20 protein-coding genes are annotated in these 19,721 nt (G+C 52.2%); 12 read left to right on the forward strand and 8 right to left on the reverse strand.

All coding sequences use genetic code 11. From position 1 onward, the window contains the following. The first annotated feature begins 7 nt into the window (after window positions 1-7). From trpCF to FDP13_RS00485, 4 genes are all read left to right on the forward strand, one after another. On the forward strand, window positions 8-1,393 hold the full coding sequence (trpCF, locus tag FDP13_RS00465) for a bifunctional indole-3-glycerol-phosphate synthase TrpC/phosphoribosylanthranilate isomerase TrpF (protein WP_143838381.1): 1,386 nt from the start codon (window positions 8-10) through the stop codon (window positions 1,391-1,393). Window positions 1,394-1,407: 14 nt separating this feature from the next. Beyond that, complete coding sequence (gene trpB / locus FDP13_RS00470) at window positions 1,408-2,601, forward strand: tryptophan synthase subunit beta (RefSeq protein WP_193745576.1); 1,194 nt, start codon at window positions 1,408-1,410, stop codon at window positions 2,599-2,601. After that, window positions 2,601-3,410 carry a tryptophan synthase subunit alpha gene (gene trpA / locus FDP13_RS00475; protein ID WP_143838156.1) on the forward strand — a complete coding sequence of 270 codons (810 nt, stop codon included), beginning with the start codon at window positions 2,601-2,603 and terminating at the stop codon, window positions 3,408-3,410. Before trpB ends, trpA begins: the two co-directional genes overlap by 1 nt. Before the next feature lie 663 nt (window positions 3,411-4,073). Further along, window positions 4,074-4,799, forward strand: coding sequence for an oligogalacturonate-specific porin KdgM family protein (locus FDP13_RS00485; RefSeq protein WP_033575517.1), 726 nt, complete (start codon window positions 4,074-4,076; stop codon window positions 4,797-4,799). Window positions 4,800-4,948: 149 nt separating this feature from the next. Here the strand turns inward: FDP13_RS00485 and ompW are convergent, their stop codons facing one another. Continuing rightward, window positions 4,949-5,584 carry an outer membrane protein OmpW gene (ompW, locus tag FDP13_RS00490; protein WP_143838158.1) on the reverse strand — a complete coding sequence of 212 codons (636 nt, stop codon included), beginning with the start codon at window positions 5,582-5,584 and terminating at the stop codon, window positions 4,949-4,951. A gap of 282 nt (window positions 5,585-5,866) precedes the next feature. Here ompW and FDP13_RS00495 point away from each other — a divergent pair, with 282 nt between their 5' ends. From FDP13_RS00495 to yciA, 4 genes are all read left to right on the forward strand, one after another. Beyond that, complete coding sequence (locus FDP13_RS00495; protein ID WP_143838160.1) at window positions 5,867-6,229, forward strand: YkgJ family cysteine cluster protein; 363 nt, start codon at window positions 5,867-5,869, stop codon at window positions 6,227-6,229. A 114-nt stretch (window positions 6,230-6,343) separates the two neighbouring features. After that, on the forward strand, window positions 6,344-7,096 hold the full coding sequence (locus FDP13_RS00500) for a YciC family protein (protein WP_027712124.1): 753 nt from the start codon (window positions 6,344-6,346) through the stop codon (window positions 7,094-7,096). Window positions 7,097-7,292: 196 nt separating this feature from the next. Then, a complete protein-coding gene (locus FDP13_RS00505; protein WP_012769892.1) occupies window positions 7,293-7,853 on the forward strand; it encodes a septation protein A in 561 nt (186 codons plus the stop codon). A 52-nt stretch (window positions 7,854-7,905) separates the two neighbouring features. Then, window positions 7,906-8,328 carry an acyl-CoA thioester hydrolase YciA gene (gene yciA, locus FDP13_RS00510; protein WP_027712126.1) on the forward strand — a complete coding sequence of 141 codons (423 nt, stop codon included), beginning with the start codon at window positions 7,906-7,908 and terminating at the stop codon, window positions 8,326-8,328. A gap of 79 nt (window positions 8,329-8,407) precedes the next feature. On the opposite strand, the gene tonB is transcribed toward yciA, so the two are convergent. After that, window positions 8,408-9,163, reverse strand: a complete 756-nt coding sequence (tonB, locus tag FDP13_RS00515; protein WP_143838162.1) for a TonB system transport protein TonB — start codon at window positions 9,161-9,163, stop codon at window positions 8,408-8,410. Window positions 9,164-9,365: 202 nt separating this feature from the next. Here tonB and FDP13_RS00520 point away from each other — a divergent pair, with 202 nt between their 5' ends. Both FDP13_RS00520 and FDP13_RS00525 read left to right on the forward strand, forming a co-directional pair. After that, window positions 9,366-9,662: a YciI family protein gene (locus FDP13_RS00520; RefSeq protein WP_012769895.1), complete on the forward strand. Its 297-nt coding sequence runs from the start codon at window positions 9,366-9,368 to the stop codon at window positions 9,660-9,662. Between the two features lie 129 nt (window positions 9,663-9,791). Further along, window positions 9,792-11,492, forward strand: a complete 1,701-nt coding sequence (locus FDP13_RS00525) for a methyl-accepting chemotaxis protein (protein WP_143838164.1) — start codon at window positions 9,792-9,794, stop codon at window positions 11,490-11,492. A gap of 67 nt (window positions 11,493-11,559) precedes the next feature. Here FDP13_RS00525 and FDP13_RS00530 read toward each other — a convergent pair whose 3' ends face one another. Further along, a complete protein-coding gene (locus tag FDP13_RS00530) occupies window positions 11,560-11,736 on the reverse strand; it encodes a YciY family protein (RefSeq protein WP_012769897.1) in 177 nt (58 codons plus the stop codon). A 206-nt stretch (window positions 11,737-11,942) separates the two neighbouring features. Here FDP13_RS00530 and cls point away from each other — a divergent pair, with 206 nt between their 5' ends. Both cls and FDP13_RS00540 read left to right on the forward strand, forming a co-directional pair. Beyond that, on the forward strand, window positions 11,943-13,403 hold the full coding sequence (gene cls / locus FDP13_RS00535; RefSeq protein ID WP_012769898.1) for a cardiolipin synthase: 1,461 nt from the start codon (window positions 11,943-11,945) through the stop codon (window positions 13,401-13,403). A gap of 53 nt (window positions 13,404-13,456) precedes the next feature. Beyond that, window positions 13,457-13,780: an HI1450 family dsDNA-mimic protein gene (locus tag FDP13_RS00540; RefSeq protein ID WP_012769899.1), complete on the forward strand. Its 324-nt coding sequence runs from the start codon at window positions 13,457-13,459 to the stop codon at window positions 13,778-13,780. A 106-nt stretch (window positions 13,781-13,886) separates the two neighbouring features. On the opposite strand, the gene oppF is transcribed toward FDP13_RS00540, so the two are convergent. The 5 genes from oppF to oppA form a co-directional block, all read right to left on the reverse strand. Further along, the gene (gene oppF / locus FDP13_RS00545) at window positions 13,887-14,891 is read right to left on the reverse strand and encodes a murein tripeptide/oligopeptide ABC transporter ATP binding protein OppF (RefSeq protein WP_012769900.1); all 1,005 of its coding nucleotides are present in this window, start codon (window positions 14,889-14,891) and stop codon (window positions 13,887-13,889) included. Continuing rightward, entirely contained in the window at window positions 14,888-15,877 is a 990-nt protein-coding gene (locus tag FDP13_RS00550) for an ABC transporter ATP-binding protein (protein WP_143838165.1), read from the reverse strand. The genes oppF and FDP13_RS00550 overlap by 4 nt, the downstream gene beginning before the upstream one ends. A 16-nt stretch (window positions 15,878-15,893) precedes the next feature. Continuing rightward, the gene (gene oppC, locus FDP13_RS00555; protein ID WP_012769902.1) at window positions 15,894-16,802 is read right to left on the reverse strand and encodes an oligopeptide ABC transporter permease OppC; all 909 of its coding nucleotides are present in this window, start codon (window positions 16,800-16,802) and stop codon (window positions 15,894-15,896) included. Between the two features lie 12 nt (window positions 16,803-16,814). Beyond that, window positions 16,815-17,735: an oligopeptide ABC transporter permease OppB gene (gene oppB / locus FDP13_RS00560; RefSeq protein WP_012769903.1), complete on the reverse strand. Its 921-nt coding sequence runs from the start codon at window positions 17,733-17,735 to the stop codon at window positions 16,815-16,817. A gap of 92 nt (window positions 17,736-17,827) precedes the next feature. Beyond that, the gene (oppA, locus tag FDP13_RS00565) at window positions 17,828-19,471 is read right to left on the reverse strand and encodes an oligopeptide ABC transporter substrate-binding protein OppA (protein WP_012769904.1); all 1,644 of its coding nucleotides are present in this window, start codon (window positions 19,469-19,471) and stop codon (window positions 17,828-17,830) included. Window positions 19,472-19,721 lie beyond the last annotated feature (250 nt).

Raw genomic sequence — 19,721 nt, forward strand, 5'->3', positions numbered from 1 at the left:
GATACAAATGCAGGAAACCGTATTAACCAAAATCGTGCGAGACAAAGCGCAGTGGATCGCAGAGCGGCAACAACGACAGCCGCTCGACGGCTTCCAGCCGCAGGTAACGCCCAGCTCGCGCCATTTTTATCAGTCGCTGAAACAGGTCAACCCGGCATTTATTCTGGAATGCAAAAAAGCCTCTCCCTCCAAGGGATTGATTCGCGCCGATTTCGACCCGGTGGCCATCGCGCAGGTTTATCAGGATTACGCCTCCGCGATTTCAGTACTCACCGATGAAAAATATTTTCAGGGCGACTTCGCTTTTTTGACCCAAGTGAGCGCGGCGGTAACCCAGCCGGTGCTGTGCAAAGATTTCATTATCGACCCGTATCAGATTTACCTGGCCCGTTACTATCAGGCCGATGCGATCCTGTTGATGCTGTCGGTGCTGGATGATGTGCAGTACCGGCAGTTGGCTCAGGTGGCGCACAGCCTGAACATGGGCATTCTGACGGAAGTGAGCAACGAAGCCGAACTGGAACGCGCAATTGCCCTGGAAGCACGAGTGGTCGGCATCAACAACCGTGACCTGCGCGATCTCTCCATCGATCTGAATCGCACTCGAACGCTGGCGCCGCGTCTGCCGGCCGACGTCGTGGTGATCAGTGAGTCCGGTATTAGTCGCCATGCCCAGATTCAGGAATTGAGCCAGTATGCCAATGGTTTCCTGATCGGCAGTTCGTTAATGGAGGAAGAGGATCTGACGCTGGCGGTGCGCCGTGTCATTCTCGGAGAAAACAAAGTATGCGGGTTGACCCGGCCTGGCGATGCCGCAGTCGCTTTTCAGGCAGGTGCCGTATACGGCGGGTTGATCTTCGTCGCCAGTTCCCCACGCTGCGTGACAACGTCACAAGCTCGCGCCGTCATGGCCGGTGCGCCCTTGCGTTATGTCGGTGTATTCCGGGATGCGCCGCTGGCTGAGATTGCAGAAGCCGCGTCGTCGCTCCAACTGGCAGCGGTTCAGTTACACGGGCACGAAGACGCCGCCACCATAGCGGCGTTACGCGCGCAGTTACCGGCGGCGTGTCAGATCTGGAAAGCGCAAAGCGTCGGCGACACCCTTCCTCCACTGGCGCTCACTCATGTTGATCGGGTGCTGCTTGATAACGGTCAGGGCGGCAGCGGTCAGGCATTCGACTGGTCATTGTTGCAGGGCCACTCGTTGCAACAGGTGCTGTTGGCCGGCGGCCTCGGCCCGGATAACGCGGCGCAGGCCGCGAAACTCGGCGCCGCCGGGCTGGATTTCAACTCCGGCGTCGAGTCACACCCCGGCATCAAGGATCCGCAGAAAATTGCGGCAGTATTTCAGACGCTGCGTACGGCACAACCGCGCCGCACCTCTCGTCAATAACAAGAGACAGGCTGATTATGACGTTACTAAACCCTTATTTTGGTGAATTCGGTGGTCAGTATGTACCACAGATCCTGATGCCGGCACTGCGCCAGTTGGAAGAGGCATTTGTCGACGCGCAGCGCGACCCGGCTTTTCAGTCTGAATTCAGCGATTTACTGAAAAATTATGCCGGCCGCCCAACCGCACTGACACGGTGTAAAAACCTGACGGCAGGCACCCGAACCACGCTCTATCTGAAACGCGAAGACTTGCTGCACGGTGGCGCTCACAAGACTAACCAGGTGTTGGGGCAAGCCTTGCTGGCAAAACGGATGGGAAAAACGGAAATCATCGCCGAAACCGGCGCCGGCCAGCATGGCGTCGCTACGGCGTTGGCCTGTGCGCTGTTAGGATTGAAGTGCCGCGTTTACATGGGTGCCAAGGACGTTGAGCGTCAGTCGCCGAACGTGTTCCGTATGCGGCTGATGGGAGCGGAAGTCATTCCGGTACACAGTGGTTCCTCCACCCTGAAAGACGCCTGCAACGAAGCGTTGCGCGACTGGTCGGGCAGCTATGAAACCGCCCATTATCTGCTTGGCACCGCCGCCGGCCCCCACCCTTACCCCACCATCGTGCGGGAGTTTCAGCGCATGATAGGGGAAGAAACCAAAATTCAGGTGAAAGAAAACGAAGGGCGTCTACCCGATGCCGTGCTGGCCTGCGTTGGCGGCGGCTCCAATGCTATCGGTATGTTCGCCGACTTCATTGATGAACCATCCGTTCGGTTGATTGGCGTTGAGCCGGCGGGTCTGGGTATCGAAACCGGGCATCACGGTGCACCACTGAAACATGGTCGCGTCGGTATCTACTTCGGTATGAAATCCCCGATGATGCAAACCGACGACGGCCAGATAGAAGAGTCATACTCTATTTCAGCCGGTCTGGATTTTCCCTCGGTCGGGCCGCAGCACGCGCACCTGAGCAGCATCGGACGTGCAGATTATGTCTCGATCACCGACGATGAAGCGCTGAATGCGTTTAAGGAATTGTCGCGTCATGAAGGCATCATCCCGGCGCTGGAGTCATCACACGCGTTGGCTCATGCGCTGAAAATGATCAAAGCAGAACCGGAGAAAGAGCAAATTCTGGTGGTTAATCTATCCGGTCGCGGCGATAAAGACATTTTTACGGTTCACGACATTCTGAAATCCCGGGGAGACATCTGATGGAACGCTACCACGCTTTGTTTAAACGGCTATCGGAAAAACAGGAAGGGGCGTTCGTACCGTTCGTCACGCTGGGTGACCCTTCGCCTGCGCTTTCACTGCAAATTATTGATGCACTGGTCGCTGCAGGGGCCGACGCACTGGAGTTGGGTATTCCCTTCTCCGATCCGCTGGCCGACGGCCCAACCATTCAAAATGCTGCGCTGCGGGCGTTCGCCGCGGGCGTCACCCCGGCGCAATGTTTTGAAATGTTGGCGACTATCCGCCAGAAATACCCTGATCTGCCGATAGGCTTGCTGATGTACGCCAATCTGGTGTTCAGCAATGGTATCGACGCTTTTTATCAGCGTTGTGCGCAAACCGGTGTTGACTCGGTGCTGGTGGCCGACGTGCCGGTGGAAGAATCCGCGCCGTTTCGCACTGCGGCAATGAAGCATGGCATTGCGCCCATCTTTATTTGCCCGCCGAATGCCGATGATGATCTGCTGCGTGAAGTCGCTTCTTTCGGCCGCGGTTACACCTACCTGCTCTCGCGGGCTGGAGTGACCGGTGCGGAGACCCGCGCCCAGTTGCCGTTACATCACCTGCTGGAAAAACTGCAGGAATACCACGCGGCTCCGCCACTGCTTGGTTTCGGCATTTCCGAGCCGACGCAGGCGCAGCAGGCGTTGAAATCCGGTGCCGCCGGGGCGATTTCCGGTTCGGCTATTGTCAAAATCATTGAGCACCACCATGCCCAGCCGGAGGTGATGCTGGCCAAACTGACCGAGTTTGTCAGTACCATGAAAGCCGCGACCCGCACACACTGATCCCCCAGTTCTCGCTGTACGCCATAGTCGGTTATCCCAGCTATGGCGTTTTTTATTATCCATCACCGGTTCTTCCGCACTGAATCTCAAACCTCTTTTATACCCGTCATACTTCAAGTTGCAGGTGTGTTGGCTGCCCTCGCTCACCCCAGTCACTTACTTGAGTAAGCTCCTGGGGGTTCACTCAGTTGCCGTCTTCCTGCAACTCGAATTATTTTGGGTATATCCATCACCGGTTTTTTTATTCTCCAGACGCCTTTCAAACGTGCTCATCCCGTTCTCACAAACCGGTGCAGCGTCACAAAATGATAAATATGCTAATAATTATGAATTTATTGAGAAGAAAAAAATATGTGAATCTTTTATTTCAAAAACATGAAGTCAACAACTTTATGATATTTAACTTGCTTTATTTGTAATACTTCTATTCTAAACTAAAGCAATGATTTCCTTTTCTTTCTGAAATAGGTGTTAATTTCACACGCACAGTTACAAGGCTATGTAAATAGACACACATCACATAATAAAATAGCTTTTCATTTTTTTGTTTTACCGATCCCGGTCACATAAATGTAAATAAGAATGAATAGAATTGAACTTGTGTCGAATCAGGCACCATTGCGAAAACTTCAAAAATAATTATCTCTGATGAGGGTGAGAACAATGAAATTTAAAATTCTGACATTGATGGTAGCGTCCGTTGTAAGTATGAGTTCCATGGCAGTCACATTCGACTATCGCCATGAGATGAAAGACACACAAAATGCAAACCATCAGGATCGTCTGCTGATTTCGCATCGTTTTGAGAATGGGTTTGGCCTGTCTTCCGAAGTGAAATGGAAACAGTCCGGTAGTGACAAAACACCGAATAAGCCTTACAACGAACAAGTCAGCAACGGCACTGAAGTCACTGCCAGCTACCTGTATAAGTTCGACAAAATGTTCAACGTTGAGACTGGTTTCAACTTGGTTACTGATAGCTCAACCAACAACTATCGTCCTTATATCAAAGGCGGCGTAAACTTCACCGACAGTCTTTACTACACCCTGCGCTATCGTCCTTTCTACAAACGTTATAGTGGCAGCATCAATACCACTCCTGCTGAATTCACTAATATGAAAGGCTATACCATTACCAGCGTGCTGGGTTATAAGTTCCTGGACAACTTTACCGTTGAATACGAGCTGGAATATAACAAGCAAACCAAGGCTGGCAACAATGCTTACCTCTATGACAACGATAACGACAACTTCACACATGACGTGAAGCTGGCTTACAAGATCGACAAAAACTGGACCCCGTATGTTCAGGTAGCTAATGTCGAATACAGCGGTACTTCTGACGAGCGCCAGACTCGCTACCGTGTTGGTGTACAGTACAACTTCTGATAACTGTTATCACGGTTGTAACGAAAACCCCCAGCCTGGCTGGGGGTTTTCTATAGACAACAATCACCACCTCCCGAGGAGGTGGTTTAAAGCTGACAACAAAAAAGGCGGAACCTCGGTTTCGCCTTTTTTGCTTTTTACTGCTTTTATCAGAACTTGTAACCAAAACCAAACATGAATACCCAAGGGTCCAGGCGGGTCTTGATACTACGATCTTGCCCATCAGGGTCTTTGAATTTCACGGTAGTATCGATATCCATCCACCATACCGACATATTTAACAACCAGTCTTTATTCAGGTTGTAATCCAAACCTGCCTGTGCGGCAACGCCCCAGGAGCTTTTCAGGTTCAGATCCGTCAACCCGGCATCTTTCCCTGTTTGGTTAAACTTCTCATCAAAGAAGGTGGTGTAGTTCAGGCCGACACCCAGATAAGGGCGCAGTTTATCGGCGCTCTGCCCGAAATAATACTGGGCCATCAGTGTTGGCGGTAAATGCTTCACTTCGGCGATCTGCCCAACACCGCCCACGCCGACTTTATGCTGAAACGGCGTCGCAGCCAGCAGTTCTACACCGATATTATCCGTTGCCATGTAGCTAAAGGTCAGACCAAGCTGGGTATTGTTATTCACATTGAATGATCCCAGCCCCAGCACATCATCAGAACCCGCATTGGGGCGTACCGTTGCTGTTCCAGCACGTACGATCACATCGCCAGCCTGATGAGCCTCTGCCAGTGCAGGAATCATCGCCGCTGCTATCATCAGTAAAGCAACCTTTTTCATTATCCACTCCATTTGTAAGGTTAATATCCGTGCGAACTATACCCACTAAGGGTTAGATTTGTTTGAAGCCAGATCACATCCTGACAGGATTTTCACGGCAAAACGATATGAATCAAATCACGCCAAGTCACTAAAAAACAAAGAATTGATCCAAATCAAAAAGCGCACCGAGCACCACTTACCCATCTGCGCAGAAAATAAGCTGCCAAATCGGATATTCCGGCGTAATGTTATCTTTTCATTTGTGATTCAACGCCGAGTGAGGCCGGTAGATAATCAACTATGAGTAATGACGCGAATCCTTGTATGGCGTGCGGCGCATGTTGCGGTTATTTTCGGGTGTCTTTTTACTGGTCTGAAGCGAATGATGGCGGGGGCACCGTTCCTGCTGAGCTGACAGAACCGGTAACGCCATTTCTGCGCTGTATGGCGGGCACGAACAGCCACCCTATTCGCTGTTGTGCACTGGAGGGCAACATCGGTGAGTCGGTAAGTTGTCGTATTTATGCCCAACGGCCCACCCCTTGTCATGAATTTAAGCGCTCGGGAGAATACGGCCAACCTAATGATGCCTGTGACCGGGCGCGCGCCGCCTATGGGCTACCACCGCTTATTCCGGCTCATCTGCCGCTGCCGTGCTCATAAATCAGAATAAAAATAAGCGCATGGCAGAAAGTCATGCCGGGGTGCCACGGAACTCTCGAACGGGTTACAATAGCCGGATAATGTTCTATTGCTAACCTTTGCCAAGGAGTTTTCATGCCTATCACGGCCAGCAGGTTGTACCGTGACACCTTGAATTTTACACGTAACCAGTTTTTCAGCATTCTCATGCTGTCGCTGCTGACATCGTTAATCACCGTCGTCCTCGGGCACGCCTTTACCCCCGACAGCGAACAGTTGCAGCTTCTCAGCAATAGCAATGTCGATTTATCTGCCATTGAGCAGCCCGGTATCAGTGACATCATCCAGCAACTTTCTCCTGAGCAACAAATGGTGTTGTTGAAAGCGTCTGCTGCCGGTACCTTTGCTACATTGGTCGGTAATGCTCTGTTAACCGGCGGAATGCTGATGCTGATCCAACTGGTGTCGGCTGGCCATCAAACCAGTGCGTTGCGTGCCGTCGCCGCTTCTGCATCACTGTTGCCCCGCCTGTTTCTGCTGATACTGGTTTGCACGTTGTTAATTCAGTTAGGCATGTTGTTAGTTGTTGTGCCGGGGATTTTACTGTCTATCGCCTTTAGCCTGTCACCGGTCATCGCCGTCACCGAAAAACGTGGCGTATTGGCTTCCATGCGTACCAGCAGCAAACTGGCATTTGCTCATTTCCGCCAGACAGCCCCGGCGGTCATGCTCTGGTTACTGGCCAAAGTCGCATTGCTGCTGTTGCTCGCACGTTTACCGATGGTCTCGCCTACCGCCATGGCGGTGCTCCTCAACGGCATCAGTAACATCCTTTCCGCCATGTTGCTGGTTTATGTCTTTCGTTTGTACATGCTGATTCGTGGTTGAATATACCTGCCTTGTACCTGAGCGGCGTTAACGCCGCTCCTGATTCAGACCGCCATGAAGAGTGATAACGTAATTTTCTGCAAATTGTTACGATAAATCGGGAATCACTCGGCGCAAACGGCGATAATCACTCAGATACGGTTCACTCTTTTTTGATATATGCGGCCCCGTACCGGATAAGCGATGGATTAACATAATGAAGCAAATTATTGATTTTATTCCACTTATTGTATTTTTTGTTTGTTATAAACTGTACGACATCTATGTCGCCTCCGGTGCATTGATTGCCGCAACGGCGGCAGCATTACTGTTTAGCTGGTTCATTTACCGCAAAATCGAAAAGATGATGCTGTTGACTTTCCTGATGGTGGCCGTATTCGGCACGCTGACCTTGGTATTCCACAACGATCAATTCATCAAATGGAAAGTCACCATTATTTACACACTGTTCTCCCTCGCCTTACTGTTTAGCCAATTTGTGATGAAAAAGCCGTTGATCCAACGCATGTTGGGTAAAGAGCTGTCATTACCGGCAATGGTATGGTCCAGGCTGAATATTTCATGGGCGATATTTTTCCTGCTGTGCGGCCTGGCGAACATTTATATTGCGTTCTGGTTGCCGCAAAGTGTTTGGGTTGACTTTAAAGTATTTGGTCTCACCGGCCTGACTCTGGTATTTACATTGTTGTGCGGCGTTTACATTTATCGTCATCTGCCGGCCGAACCGGAAAAGACGGAAAGTGAAGGCGACAAGTAACCGCCTGCACCAACTTGATTATTGACTACTCACAAGCGGATTCGTTGACCCTATGAGCAAACAAGACGTACTACCTCACGGCGAGCTGGTGCTACGCACGCTGGCCATGCCGGCGGATACCAATGCCAACGGTGATATCTTTGGCGGCTGGCTGATGTCGCAAATGGACATCGGCGGTGCGATTCAGGCAAAAGAGATTGCAGAAGGTCGCGTCGTCACCGTTCGCGTTGACGGCATGACGTTTCTCAAACCTGTCGCAGTCGGCGATGTGGTTTGCTGTTATGCCCGTTGTGTTCGCACCGGTCGGAGTTCAATGACGATCAATGTGGAAGTGTGGGTGAAAAAAGTGTCAACCGACCCGATCGGGCAGCGTTATCGCGCGACCGAAGCACTGTTTACTTATGTTGCAGTAGACGAAGAGGGGCGGCCGCGGGAATTGCCGCAAGGAAAAAGTCATTTCGAACCAGACCAATAACCCCGTCTGGATAATTCCATAAGGCACCGCAACGGTGCCTTATTTGTTAGTGCAAATCGAACGACATCAATCGCTGCGCTTACTCCATCGCCGCCCCGCCGTTGATCCTGAAAATAATCGTCACCACCAAATCTTTCCCCGGTTTATTCTCTTCATAGCGCCATTTTCGCATCGCCTGCTTAATGTCACGCTCGAACATATTGTTGGGTTCTGCCGATAGCACTCGGACATTATCCACCCGCCCGGATTCATCCACGTCAAACTGGATTTTCACCTTACCTTCAATACGCAAGGCGAATGCCCGGGCCGGATATTCCGGCTGAACGCGGCTCAGCGGCCGTGGACCGGAGGATTGGGTGCGGGCCGGCGCCTGGCTAACCGGTGCCGGATTAGGGCTTACCGCCTGGCTGGATGACGGTGCCGTATTCGGCTGTGGCGCAGTTTCGCGTGGCGTTTCCTTAGGCGGCTCCACCTTTTTCACCGGTTTGGGTTTAGGCTCCGGTTTTGGCTTGGGTTTGGGCTGAGGTTTCGGCTCCGGCAACGGAATCGGAACCGGAACCGGTTTCGGCAACGGCGGCTCAGGCTGCACCTCCGGTTCAGGCAACGGTTCCGGTACATTTGCCCGTTCAGGCTGAGGTGCGGCTGCAGGCGGTGCAGTCTCCTGTGGCGCGGTATTCACCATCATCACCTGAATCGGTTGCGGGGGCGTCGGCAGTTTGACCGATGTATTAAATGAAGCAAACAGCAACCCGGCAATCAACGTACCATGAAACCCTACGGAAACCACTACGGGCCATGAATATCGACGGGTCAGGAAAAATGTTTTCTGCGGCATAGTTATATGATGTCCTCTCACCGCCCAAGTTTAAATGCAAATGACAATCATATTCAATAGAAACGGCCGAATTCGCTCTGCATATCGCTGATGCTCCCCGGCTTTCCTCTCCCTCCGGTAACTCCCGCAGATAGTCCCCGTCGGTATCATCGCGTATGATGACGGTTCGTCTCATCACGTTATGACAGACCGAGGTTTACTTATGCTGTATGTAATTTATGCCACTGATGTGCCCGGCTCGTTGGAGCAGCGTCTGGCTGCCCGTCCTGCACATCTCGCCCGTTTGCAAGCGCTACGCGATCAAGGCCGCTTGTTAACGGCGGGTCCACTGCCTGCCATCGACAGTGAAGACCCCGGCGCCGCCGGATTTACCGGCTCCACGGTTATTGCCGAGTTCCAATCTCTGGAAGCCGCTCGCCAGTGGGCCGACGACGACCCGTATATCGCCGCCGGCGTTTACGAGGCGGTCAGCGTCAAACCGTTTAAAAAAGTATTTTAATCTAAAAACAATAGGGACTGTGGTTTTTTCAACAAACACAGTCTCTTTTTTCATCCCAATAATCTGAAATATTTTAGTCATTTAATGATGTTATGTTGACGACAGTTTTTCTTTAGAGAGTAGATTGTCATGTCAACATCCACCCCATCACGCTCCCGTTTGCTGGGTAAGCTGCGCCACTATCGCCTGAGTTTTCTCTCCGGTTTACTGCTGATCATCGGATTATTTTCTTTATTGCAGTTGTTGTCTGTGGGGATGATATCGAAAACCATGAGTGACGTGCGTCAGGATAGCGCCGCCAACGAAGCGCTGCGCCAGCAACAGGCGCTGATGGATCAGGCACGAATGGAAGTGATGAACGCCAGCGATAAACTCAATCGCGCAGGTATTTACCTGATGTTTGATAAGGAAACCGGCTCTGTCGGCAGTTGGAATAGTCTGATGTCGGAAGCGGAAGCCTCATTGGTCCATGCCCAAGAGTATTACCAAAAGCTGGAGCGTTTCTCCGGCTCCGCCCGTAATGATGCGGTATTCACCGATCTCAAAAACAGTTATCAGCAATTGTATAACGGGCTGCTCGAGCTGGCGCAAGGCATTAAAAAAACCAGCGAAATCGATATTTTCTTTGCCGTTCCCATCCAGGCTTACCAAACGCTGTTTACCCAGAGATACGCCCGTTATCTGCAGGAAAACGATACCCGCCAGAAACAACACGCACAGCAGTTATTAAATAATCTCGATGCCGCCCACACCTTGTTTATCGTTATCCTGGGGTTGTTGCTGGTCATTTCACTGGTGGTATGGCTGGGCGTGAATAAAGTGATCATTAGCCCGCTTCAGCGCATCACTGAGCACCTGCGGCGGATCGCATCCGGCGATTTATCGCATGATATCGTCATGGAGAAGCGCGCAACCCGTGAAATCGCCGTGCTGAATAACAGCGTGATTCAAATGCAAAGCGGCCTGGTAGACCTGATTAGCCAGGTTCGTCAGGGTATGGAAACCATGATGCAGCAGGTCAGCCACGTCACGGACGATAACCGTCAACTGTCCGAACAAGCCAACCGACAGTCCGCAGCGTTGAAAGTCACTACCGAGCATATCATCCAGATTAGCCAACATCTGGAGCAGAACGCCCAGTATACGGAACAAGCCAGTCATCATGCACAAGAAACCAGCCATATCGCGGAACAGGGCGAAGCCATGATGAGCGATGTCAGAAACGCCATGCAGAATATCTCCTGCCGCAGTAAAGAAATGACGGAAGTGATCTCACTGATAGAAAACGTTGCGTTCCAGACGCATATCCTGTCGTTGAATGCAGCGATTGAAGCCGCGCGGGCTGGAGAAATGGGCAAAGGCTTCTCTGTCGTCGCCCGGGAAGTCGGCACGCTGGCCTCTCAGAGCGGTCAGTCGGCACAAAACATTAATGCATTGATTCACGAGTCCGACAACAGCGTGGCCACAGGCGCCAGACTGGTTGTTCACCTGAATGATAGCCTGCAGGAAATCATTCAGGCCGCCAAAGGCACCAGCACATTCCTTAACGAGATCACCGATATTTCACAGCAACAAAACCAGAGTATTCATGAAGTCACTAACCGCATCAGCTCACTTAACGATACGGTGAAACAGAATGCCCTGCAGGTGGAAGCCTCCGCCAGAACCTGTCTGCAACTGCTAGCACAGGCAGAACAACTCAATTTGTCGGTCTCTCTATTCCAACTCCCCTGCACCGCTGAACCGATTGAGCCAGCTATACCCGGCACGACGGCGGCACAACACGTCAAAGGCTACGCTGCGCTGCCGCAACACTCGCCGGCATTGTAATGTTTCACATCAATAAAAAGGCCCAACGACTTGACGATCGTTGGGCCTGGTACAGATTACCCGGTGGCTACCACTCGTAAGCCACTGCATACAATAACGCACGGCGCTGCTGTTTCTCGCGCAGGTAACGTACGTAATGGATATGACGGTAACCGCGCGACTGAGCCTCAAGCCAGCGACTCCGACGACGCTGCACCTGACGCTGCATACGCCAACGGCTGACTTCATTGCGGCTGCGTTTCATGGCACGACTCTTATGATAAGCATGATGGGCTCGCCTATTATATCCCCCTGTTAGCCTGCGCCAAGCGCCAGAGCGGGATTTTCCCGCATCCGCAGACTTGCCCATCATCGCTAGCGTATTCAGAGTAAAGGGCTTTCCCCTTTGGGGAACTATGCATACACTTGAACACGTAAACATTTCGCAACAGGGAACCGTGCATTGTTATTATGACAGCATTTTATACTGTACTAAGCGGATTACTGGTTTTCAGCTATTGGCTGCTCATCGCCAGTATTACGCTGCGTATTCTGATGAAAAGGCGTGCGGTCCCTTCAGCGATGGCCTGGCTGTTAGTGATTTATATTCTGCCGTTGGTCGGCATCGTCGCCTATCTGTTATTCGGCGAACTGCATCTGGGAAAACGACGCGCAGAACGCGCCCGACAAATGTGGCCCGTCACTGCCCAATGGCTGCGTGAGTTAAAAGAATATCGCCGTATTTTCGCCACCGAAAATAGTGAGGTGGCTCGCTCGTTATTTCAGTTGTGCGAGCGCCGTCAAGGCATTGGCGGTATCAAAGGCAATCAGTTGCATTTATTGACGTCCTTTGAAGATACCCTCCGGACCTTGATCCGCGACATTGAACTGGCTCACAGTAATATTGAGATGGTGTTCTATATCTGGCAGGCCGGCGGCCTGGTGGATCAGGTGATGAGCGCCCTGCTGTCAGCCGCACAGCGCGGCGTAAAATGCCGCATCCTGCTGGACTCAGCCGGCAGCGTGCAATTCTTCCACAGCACCTATCCAGAGGCCATGCGCACGGCCGGCATCACCATTGTGGACGCGCTACAGGTTAACCTGCTTCGCGCCTTCCTACGCCGCATGGATTTGCGCCAGCACCGCAAAGTAATCCTGATCGATAACCGCATCGCTTATACCGGCAGCATGAACATGGTCGATCCTCGCTATTTCAAGCAGGACTCCGGCGTAGGCCAATGGGTGGACCTCATGGTACGTATCGAAGGCCCGGTGACCACGACCATGGGCGTGATTTATAGCCTCGACTGGGAAATGGAAACCGGCCAACGCCTGCCGCCGCCGCCGCCCGATGTAACCATCATGCCATTCGAGCAAGAGCGCGGCCATACGGTACAGGTGATCGCCTCCGGCCCCGGCTACCCCGAAGAGATGATTCATCAAGCATTGCTGACCGCAGTTTACTCTGCCCGGCACCAGTTGATTATGACCACACCCTATTTTGTGCCCAGTGATGACTTGCAGCACGCCATCTGCACCGCCGCCCAACGCGGCGTAGACGTCAGCATCATCGTACCGTACAAAAATGACTCCATGATGGTGGGCTGGGCCTGCAAAGCGTTTTTCACCGAATTACTGGCCGCCGGGGTCAAGATCTACCAGTTTGAAGGCGGGTTGTTACATACCAAAAGCGTGCTGGTTGATGGGCAGCTCAGTCTGGTAGGAACGGTCAACCTGGACATGCGTAGCCTGTGGCTGAATTTTGAAATCACCCTGGTGATTGACGACGATGGGTTTGGCCGCGATCTGGCCTGCGTGCAGGAAGATTACATGTCCCGCTCACGCCTGCTGAACACCAAAGAATGGTTAACTCGCCCCTATTGGCAACGGATTGTCGAGCGGCTGTTTTACTTTTTCAGTCCGCTGCTGTAATCGCACCGCCCTTCATGCTCTAATACCCCATCACGTTTTAACAGGAATGTTGTATGGACTTAAATAACCGCCTGACAGAAGATGAAACGCTGGAGCAGGCTTACGATATCTTTCTGGAACTGGCGCCGGATAATTTGGACCCAGCGGATATCCTGCTGTTCAACCTGCAGTTTGAGGAGCGCGGCGGTGCAGAACTGTTCGACCCGGCGGAAGACTGGCAGGAGCATGTGGATTTCGACCTGAATCCGGACTTTTTCGCCGAAGTGGTGATTGGGCTGGCCGAGCAGGACGGCGGGGAACTTACTGATATTTTTGCCCGTATTCTGATCTGCCGTGAAAAAGACCACAAGTTGTGCCACATCCTGTGGAAAGAGTAACGCTCTCAGGCACTGTCTGACTGGCAGGAAAACCGCTTGCCCAACAGCGCAAAACGCCCCATCAGGGGCGTTTCTTTTACTTGATACGGATAGGCGTATCACTGAATTACGGTAGCGGGTCCACTTTCAGGCAGGACACGGCATGGCGGAAGCTGCCTTCCAGTACCGGCCGGGTTTTGGTGCATTCCGGCCCGACAACCGGGCACCGGGTACAGAACACACACCCCGTAGGCGGATTAATCGGCGACGGCAAATCACCTTCCAGCAACTGAATCTGCTTATTGCGCTCCTTGTCCGGATCGGGAATCGGCACCGCCGACATCAAGGCACGGGTGTAAGGATGTTGCGGATTATGATACAGCTCATCATAGGTTCCCAGCTCCACCGCATGTCCCAGATACATCACCAGCACACGATCAGAGATATGCTTCACCACCGACAAGTCATGGGCGATAAAGATCAGCGACAGCCCCATTTCACGCTGCAGTTGTTGCAGTAGATTCACCACCTGCGCCTGAATAGAGACGTCCAGTGCAGAAACCGGTTCATCACAGATAATCAGCTTCGGCTCCAGAATCAACGCACGGGCGATCCCGATACGCTGACACTGGCCACCGGAAAACTCGTGTGGATAGCGGTTGATCAGGTTCGGCAGCAAACCCACCTTCATCATCATGGTTTTGACGCGATCTTTTACTTCCTGACGCGGCATATTCGGATGATAGGTCCGCAAGGGTTCGGCAATAATTTCACCGATGGTCATACGTGGGTTAAGCGACGCCAGCGGATCCTGGAAAATCATCTGGATATCGCTACGCACATCACGCCATTCGTTATCACGCATCCCCAGCAGGTCTTTACCCAACCAGCTAATGCGCCCGCCGGTGGCTTTGACCAGGCCAATGATCGCACGAGCCAGCGTAGACTTGCCGCAGCCAGATTCGCCGACCACGCCCAGCGTCTCCCCTTCGTACAAACGCAGGGTTACGCCATCCACCGCCTTCAGTTTTTTGGCCGGTTGCCAGAACCACTGCTTGTCGTCACGGATATCAAAGTGAACTTTCAGTTCATCCACTTCGAGCAAGACTTTTTTGTTTTCCAGTTCGTTCATACTAATTCTCCCACACTCCGGAAACAGGCACGCAGACGGCCTTCACCAAACGGCGTCAACTCAGGTGCATACTGGCACTGCTCCTGTGCATAGGGACAACGCGGCTGGAAAGGGCATCCTTTCGGCAGGCGTAACAAGTTAGGCGGATTTCCCGGAATAGTGGTCAGTTCCTCATTCTCTTCATCAAGGCGAGGAATCGCTTTCAGCAAACCGAGAGAGTACGGATGGGTCGGCTCATAGAAAATTTCGCGCGCACTGCCGTACTCCATGGTACGACCGGCGTACATCACCAGAACCTTGTCGCAAATACCGGCGACGACCCCCAGGTCGTGGGTAATCATAATAATCGCGGTGTTGAACTCACGCTTCAGGTCATTGAGCAACGTCATAATCTGTGCCTGAACCGTCACATCAAGCGCGGTGGTCGGTTCGTCGGCGATCAACAATTTAGGTCGGCACAGCAGGGCCATGGCAATCATCACACGCTGGCGCATCCCGCCGGAAAACTCATGCGGATACATGAGCATCCGCTTTCTGGCTTCCGGCATTTTCACCGCATCCAGCATACGTACCGACTCTTCAAACGCATCGCTTTTGCCCATTTTCTTATGCTGCATCAGCACTTCCATCAACTGGTCGCCGACGCGCATATACGGATTCAGTGACGTCATCGGGTCCTGAAAAATCATGGCGATCTCTTCCGCCCGCAAGCGGTTCAGTTCACGCTCAGGCAGATTAAGAATTTCACGACCATTAAAGCGGGCGGAGCCGCCAATACGACCATTGGCAGCCAGCAACCCCATCAGAGCGAACGCGGTCTGAGATTTGCCGGACCCCGACTCTCCGACGATACCCAGCGTTTCACCGGCGCTGAGCGAGAAATTAAGATCATTTACCGCCGTGACATCACCATCAGGCGTACCAAAAGTGACGCGCAAGTCTTTAACATCCAGCAGCGCGTCGCGGGTTTCTGACGTATTCATCATAATATGACGCGTCTCCTTAGCGGTCTTTCGGGTCGAGGGCATCACGCAAGCCATCGCCGATAAAGTTAAAACAGAACAGAGTTACCACCAGGAAACCGGCGGGATACAGCAGCAACCAGGGTGCTACTTCCATCGAGTTGGCGCCGTCGTTTAACAACGCACCCCAACTACTCAGCGGCTCCTGGGTACCCAGGCCAAGGAAACTCAGGAAAGATTCAAACAGGATCATGCTCGGCACCAGCAGCGATGCATACACCACCACCACGCCCAATACATTCGGCACGACATGACGCAACACGATGCTACGGGTGGAAACCCCACATACCAGCGCCGCTTCAATGAACTCTTTACGTTTCAGGCTTAATGTCTGGCCGCGAACGATACGCGCCATGTCCAGCCACGACACCATACCGATAGCCACAAAGATCAGCAGGATATTTTGCCCAAACAGGGTGACCAGCAAAATAACGAAGAACATAAACGGAAAGGAGTTGAGGATCTCCAGCAGACGCATCATGACCGAGTCAACTTTACCGCCGACATAGCCGGACGCCGCGCCATACAGCGTTCCCACAATAACCGCCACTAACGCAGCAGCCACGCCGACCATCAGGGAAATACGCCCGCCGATGGCTACGCGCACCAGCAGGTCGCGACCGGAAGAGTCCGTGCCGAAATAGTGTTTCGACGCCATATCAGGCGCACTGGACATCATATTCCAGTCGGTATCCGCATAATTAAACGGCGCCACCATCGGGCCGAGAACCACAAACAGCGTAATAAGCGCCAGGACAAACAGACTGGCCAGCGCCGCCCGGTTGTGCATAAAACGACGACGCGCATCCTGCCACAGACTGCGCCCTTCCACTTCCAGTTTTTCGCTGAAATTATCCAGCGCTTCGCGGTTACGTTTATTCCAAAACATCAGTGATTTACCTTAGTAACGGATCTTCGGATCGATGACCGCATACAGCACATCGATGACCGCATTAAACAGAATGGTCAGCGCGCCTACCAAAACAGTCAGGCTAAGCACCAGCGAATAGTCACGGTTCAACGCACCGTTAACAAATAACTGACCAATACCAGGTAAACCAAAAATGGTTTCAATCACCATGGAGCCCGTAATGATCCCCACGAACGCAGGTCCCATATAAGAAAGCACCGGCAACAACGCAGGTTTCAGTGCATGACGCAAAATAATCCGGCGCAGCGGTAGCCCTTTGGCGCGTGCAGTACGGATAAAGTTTGAATGCAGCACTTCAATCATTGAGCCACGGGTAATACGAGCAATACTGGCGATATAAGACAAGGAAAGCGCGACCATCGGCAGAATGATGTATTTTGGCGCACCGCCGTTCCAGCCGCCCCCCGGCAACCAACGTAGGGTTATCGCGAAGACCAGCACCAGTAGTGGCGCAACCACAAAACTGGGGATCACCACCCCGGTCATGGCAAACCCCATTACCGTGTAGTCCCATTTACTGTTTTGATTCAACGCGGCAATTACGCCGGAGGTTACCCCCAGCACCACCGCCAGCAGAAAAGCGGCGATCCCCAATTTGGCCGATACCGGGAATGCCCGCACGACCAAATCGTTGACCGAATAATCTTTGTACTTAAAAGACGGACCGAAATCGCCTTTCAGCAATTGCACCAGATAATTACCATACTGTTTGAGCATCGGATCGTTCAGATGGTATTTGGCTTCGATATTCGCCATAACTTCAGGGGGAAGATTGCGTTCTCCGGTAAACGGACTTCCCGGGGCCAGTCGCATCATGAAAAACGAAATAGTAATCAGGATGAACAACGTCGGGATTGCTTCCAGGCAACGACGGAAAATAAATTTTAACATTGACCTTACCTATAAAACCGGTCTGAAAATTTCGCTTCTGTTTATCAAACCGAATAAGGGGCGGGTGCCAGCCGACACCTGCCCCTTCATCATTAATGCTTGATAATATAAAGGTTTTTAACGTTCAGGTTATCCAGCGGATCTTTACCTGTCAGGCCGCCCACATACGGTTTAACCAGACGGGTGTTGGCATAATAGTACACCGGAACCACGACGGCGTCTTTTTCCAGCAACGTTTCAGCCTGTCTGTAGACGTTAGCACGTTCTTCTTCGGTCTTGGCGGCCAGCGCGTTCGCCATCAACTTGTCGAAATCTGCGCTCTTGTAATGCGAAGTGTTGCTGCTGCTGTTGGCGATCATGATATTCAGGAACGTGGTCGGTTCGTTATAGTCCGCGCACCAGCCGGCACGAGCGACATCGAATGTGCCCTGATGACGGCTATCCAGGAAGGTTTTCCACTCCTGGTTTTCCAGTTTAGCTTCGACGCCAATGTTGTTCTTCCAGATAGAAGAGGCGGCAATAGCCAGTTTTTTGTGCAGATCGGACGTGTTATACAGCAGGTTGAACGTCAGCGGTTTTTCAGCCGTGAAGCCGGCTTCAGCCAGCAGTTTCTTCGCCTCGGCGTTACGTTTTTCACGCGACCAGCCCACCCACTCCGGCGGCGTCAGTTTGCCATCCAGACCATCGATGTAAGGCGGAGTGAAACCAAACGCCGGGGTATCGCCCTGACCTTTCACCTTGTTGACCAGAATGTCCTGATCCAGGCCCAACACCAGCGCCTGACGCACGCGCGGATCGGTAAACGGCGCTTTCTGGTTGTTGATCTCATAGTAGTAGGTGCACAGATACGGATCCGCCTTCACTTCGTTGGGGATCTCTTTCTTCAACTTCTGGAACAGTTCGATCGGCAGGTTGTTATAGGTCATGTCGATCTCGCCGCTGCGGTAGCGGTTAACATCCGTCACTTCGGAGGAGATCGGCAGATAAGTCACTTTATTAATGATGGTGTGGGCGTTATCCCAGTAATTCGGGTTGCGCTCCAGAACGATTTTTTCGTTCACGATCCATTCGTTCAGCTTATAAGCACCATTGCCGACCCAGTTGGCCGGTTGGGTCCATTTGTCGCCGAACTTTTCGACCACTTTCTTATTCACCGGGAAAGTAGACGGGTGAACCAGCAGTTTATAGAAATACGGAACCGGTTCGCTCAGCGTCACTTCAAACGTGTGATCGTCGATTGCTTTCACGCCCAGCGCATCAGGAGATTTTTTGCCTGCCACAACGTCATCGATATTCACGATATGGCCAAACTGCAGGTAACTGGCGTAAGGAGAAGCGGTTTTCGGATCAGAAATACGCTGCCAGCTGTAAACGAAATCCTGAGCGGTAACCGGATCGCCGTTGGACCATTTGGCGTCTTTACGCAGATGGAAGGTCCAGACTTTAAACTCTTTGTTGTCCCAGCTTTCTGCCACACCCGGAGCCGGATGGCCGTCCGGAGAGGTAACCAACAGCCCTTCCAGCAGGTCACGCGCGATATTCGATTCCGGCACGCCCTCAATTTTATGCGGGTCCAACGAGGCGACTTCGGAACCGTTGTTACGTACCAGTTCCTGCTTCTCAGCCAGTTGGACGCCGGCCGGCACCGTAGCGGCCCAGGCGGAAACGCCGGCAGAGGCAGTAATAGCAGCGAGAATGCTGACCGCCAGTGTTTTTTTAATAGTGTTGTTTACCATTATTTACCTTGCTCCTGTTCTACTGTTATCACCCAATCAGGCACATAACTTTTTGTACGTATTAAGCAGACAGATATCATCGCCACCAGAGGAACGAATCTGGCAACACGGCCGCTCAATCACATCTAAATTGTTTTATCCACGCAACACAGCCAGATACCTACAGTGCCGCACCAACGTGTTGGAAAAATCAACAGAGATAAAAACAGCACATTTTTGGCAACCCAAAAGCTGCCGTAGTCCTCTCCGA

This window comes from Dickeya sp. ws52 (genome assembly GCF_007210685.1).
Lineage (GTDB): Bacteria > Pseudomonadota > Gammaproteobacteria > Enterobacterales > Enterobacteriaceae > Dickeya > Dickeya chrysanthemi.

Excerpts from the sequence above, each read along its gene's own strand:
- FDP13_RS00520 (WP_012769895.1), top strand. The coding sequence starts at position 9,366 with ATGCTGTATGTAATTTATGCCACTGATGTGCCCGGCTCGTTGGAGCAG.
- yciA (WP_027712126.1), top strand. The coding sequence starts at position 7,906 with ATGAGCAAACAAGACGTACTACCTCACGGCGAGCTGGTGCTACGCACG.
- oppF (WP_012769900.1), bottom strand. The coding sequence starts at position 14,891 with ATGAACGAACTGGAAAACAAAAAAGTCTTGCTCGAAGTGGATGAACTG.
- trpCF (WP_143838381.1), top strand. The coding sequence starts at position 8 with ATGCAGGAAACCGTATTAACCAAAATCGTGCGAGACAAAGCGCAGTGG.
- trpA (WP_143838156.1), top strand. The coding sequence starts at position 2,601 with ATGGAACGCTACCACGCTTTGTTTAAACGGCTATCGGAAAAACAGGAA.
- oppC (WP_012769902.1), bottom strand. The coding sequence starts at position 16,802 with ATGTTTTGGAATAAACGTAACCGCGAAGCGCTGGATAATTTCAGCGAA.
- FDP13_RS00495 (WP_143838160.1), top strand. The coding sequence starts at position 5,867 with ATGAGTAATGACGCGAATCCTTGTATGGCGTGCGGCGCATGTTGCGGT.
- oppA (WP_012769904.1), bottom strand. The coding sequence starts at position 19,471 with ATGGTAAACAACACTATTAAAAAAACACTGGCGGTCAGCATTCTCGCT.
- ompW (WP_143838158.1), bottom strand. The coding sequence starts at position 5,584 with ATGAAAAAGGTTGCTTTACTGATGATAGCAGCGGCGATGATTCCTGCA.
- FDP13_RS00550 (WP_143838165.1), bottom strand. The coding sequence starts at position 15,877 with ATGATGAATACGTCAGAAACCCGCGACGCGCTGCTGGATGTTAAAGAC.
- FDP13_RS00485 (WP_033575517.1), top strand. The coding sequence starts at position 4,074 with ATGAAATTTAAAATTCTGACATTGATGGTAGCGTCCGTTGTAAGTATG.
- FDP13_RS00525 (WP_143838164.1), top strand. The coding sequence starts at position 9,792 with ATGTCAACATCCACCCCATCACGCTCCCGTTTGCTGGGTAAGCTGCGC.
- FDP13_RS00505 (WP_012769892.1), top strand. The coding sequence starts at position 7,293 with ATGAAGCAAATTATTGATTTTATTCCACTTATTGTATTTTTTGTTTGT.
- FDP13_RS00540 (WP_012769899.1), top strand. The coding sequence starts at position 13,457 with ATGGACTTAAATAACCGCCTGACAGAAGATGAAACGCTGGAGCAGGCT.
- FDP13_RS00500 (WP_027712124.1), top strand. The coding sequence starts at position 6,344 with ATGCCTATCACGGCCAGCAGGTTGTACCGTGACACCTTGAATTTTACA.
- FDP13_RS00530 (WP_012769897.1), bottom strand. The coding sequence starts at position 11,736 with ATGAAACGCAGCCGCAATGAAGTCAGCCGTTGGCGTATGCAGCGTCAG.
- oppB (WP_012769903.1), bottom strand. The coding sequence starts at position 17,735 with ATGTTAAAATTTATTTTCCGTCGTTGCCTGGAAGCAATCCCGACGTTG.
- cls (WP_012769898.1), top strand. The coding sequence starts at position 11,943 with ATGACAGCATTTTATACTGTACTAAGCGGATTACTGGTTTTCAGCTAT.
- tonB (WP_143838162.1), bottom strand. The coding sequence starts at position 9,163 with ATGCCGCAGAAAACATTTTTCCTGACCCGTCGATATTCATGGCCCGTA.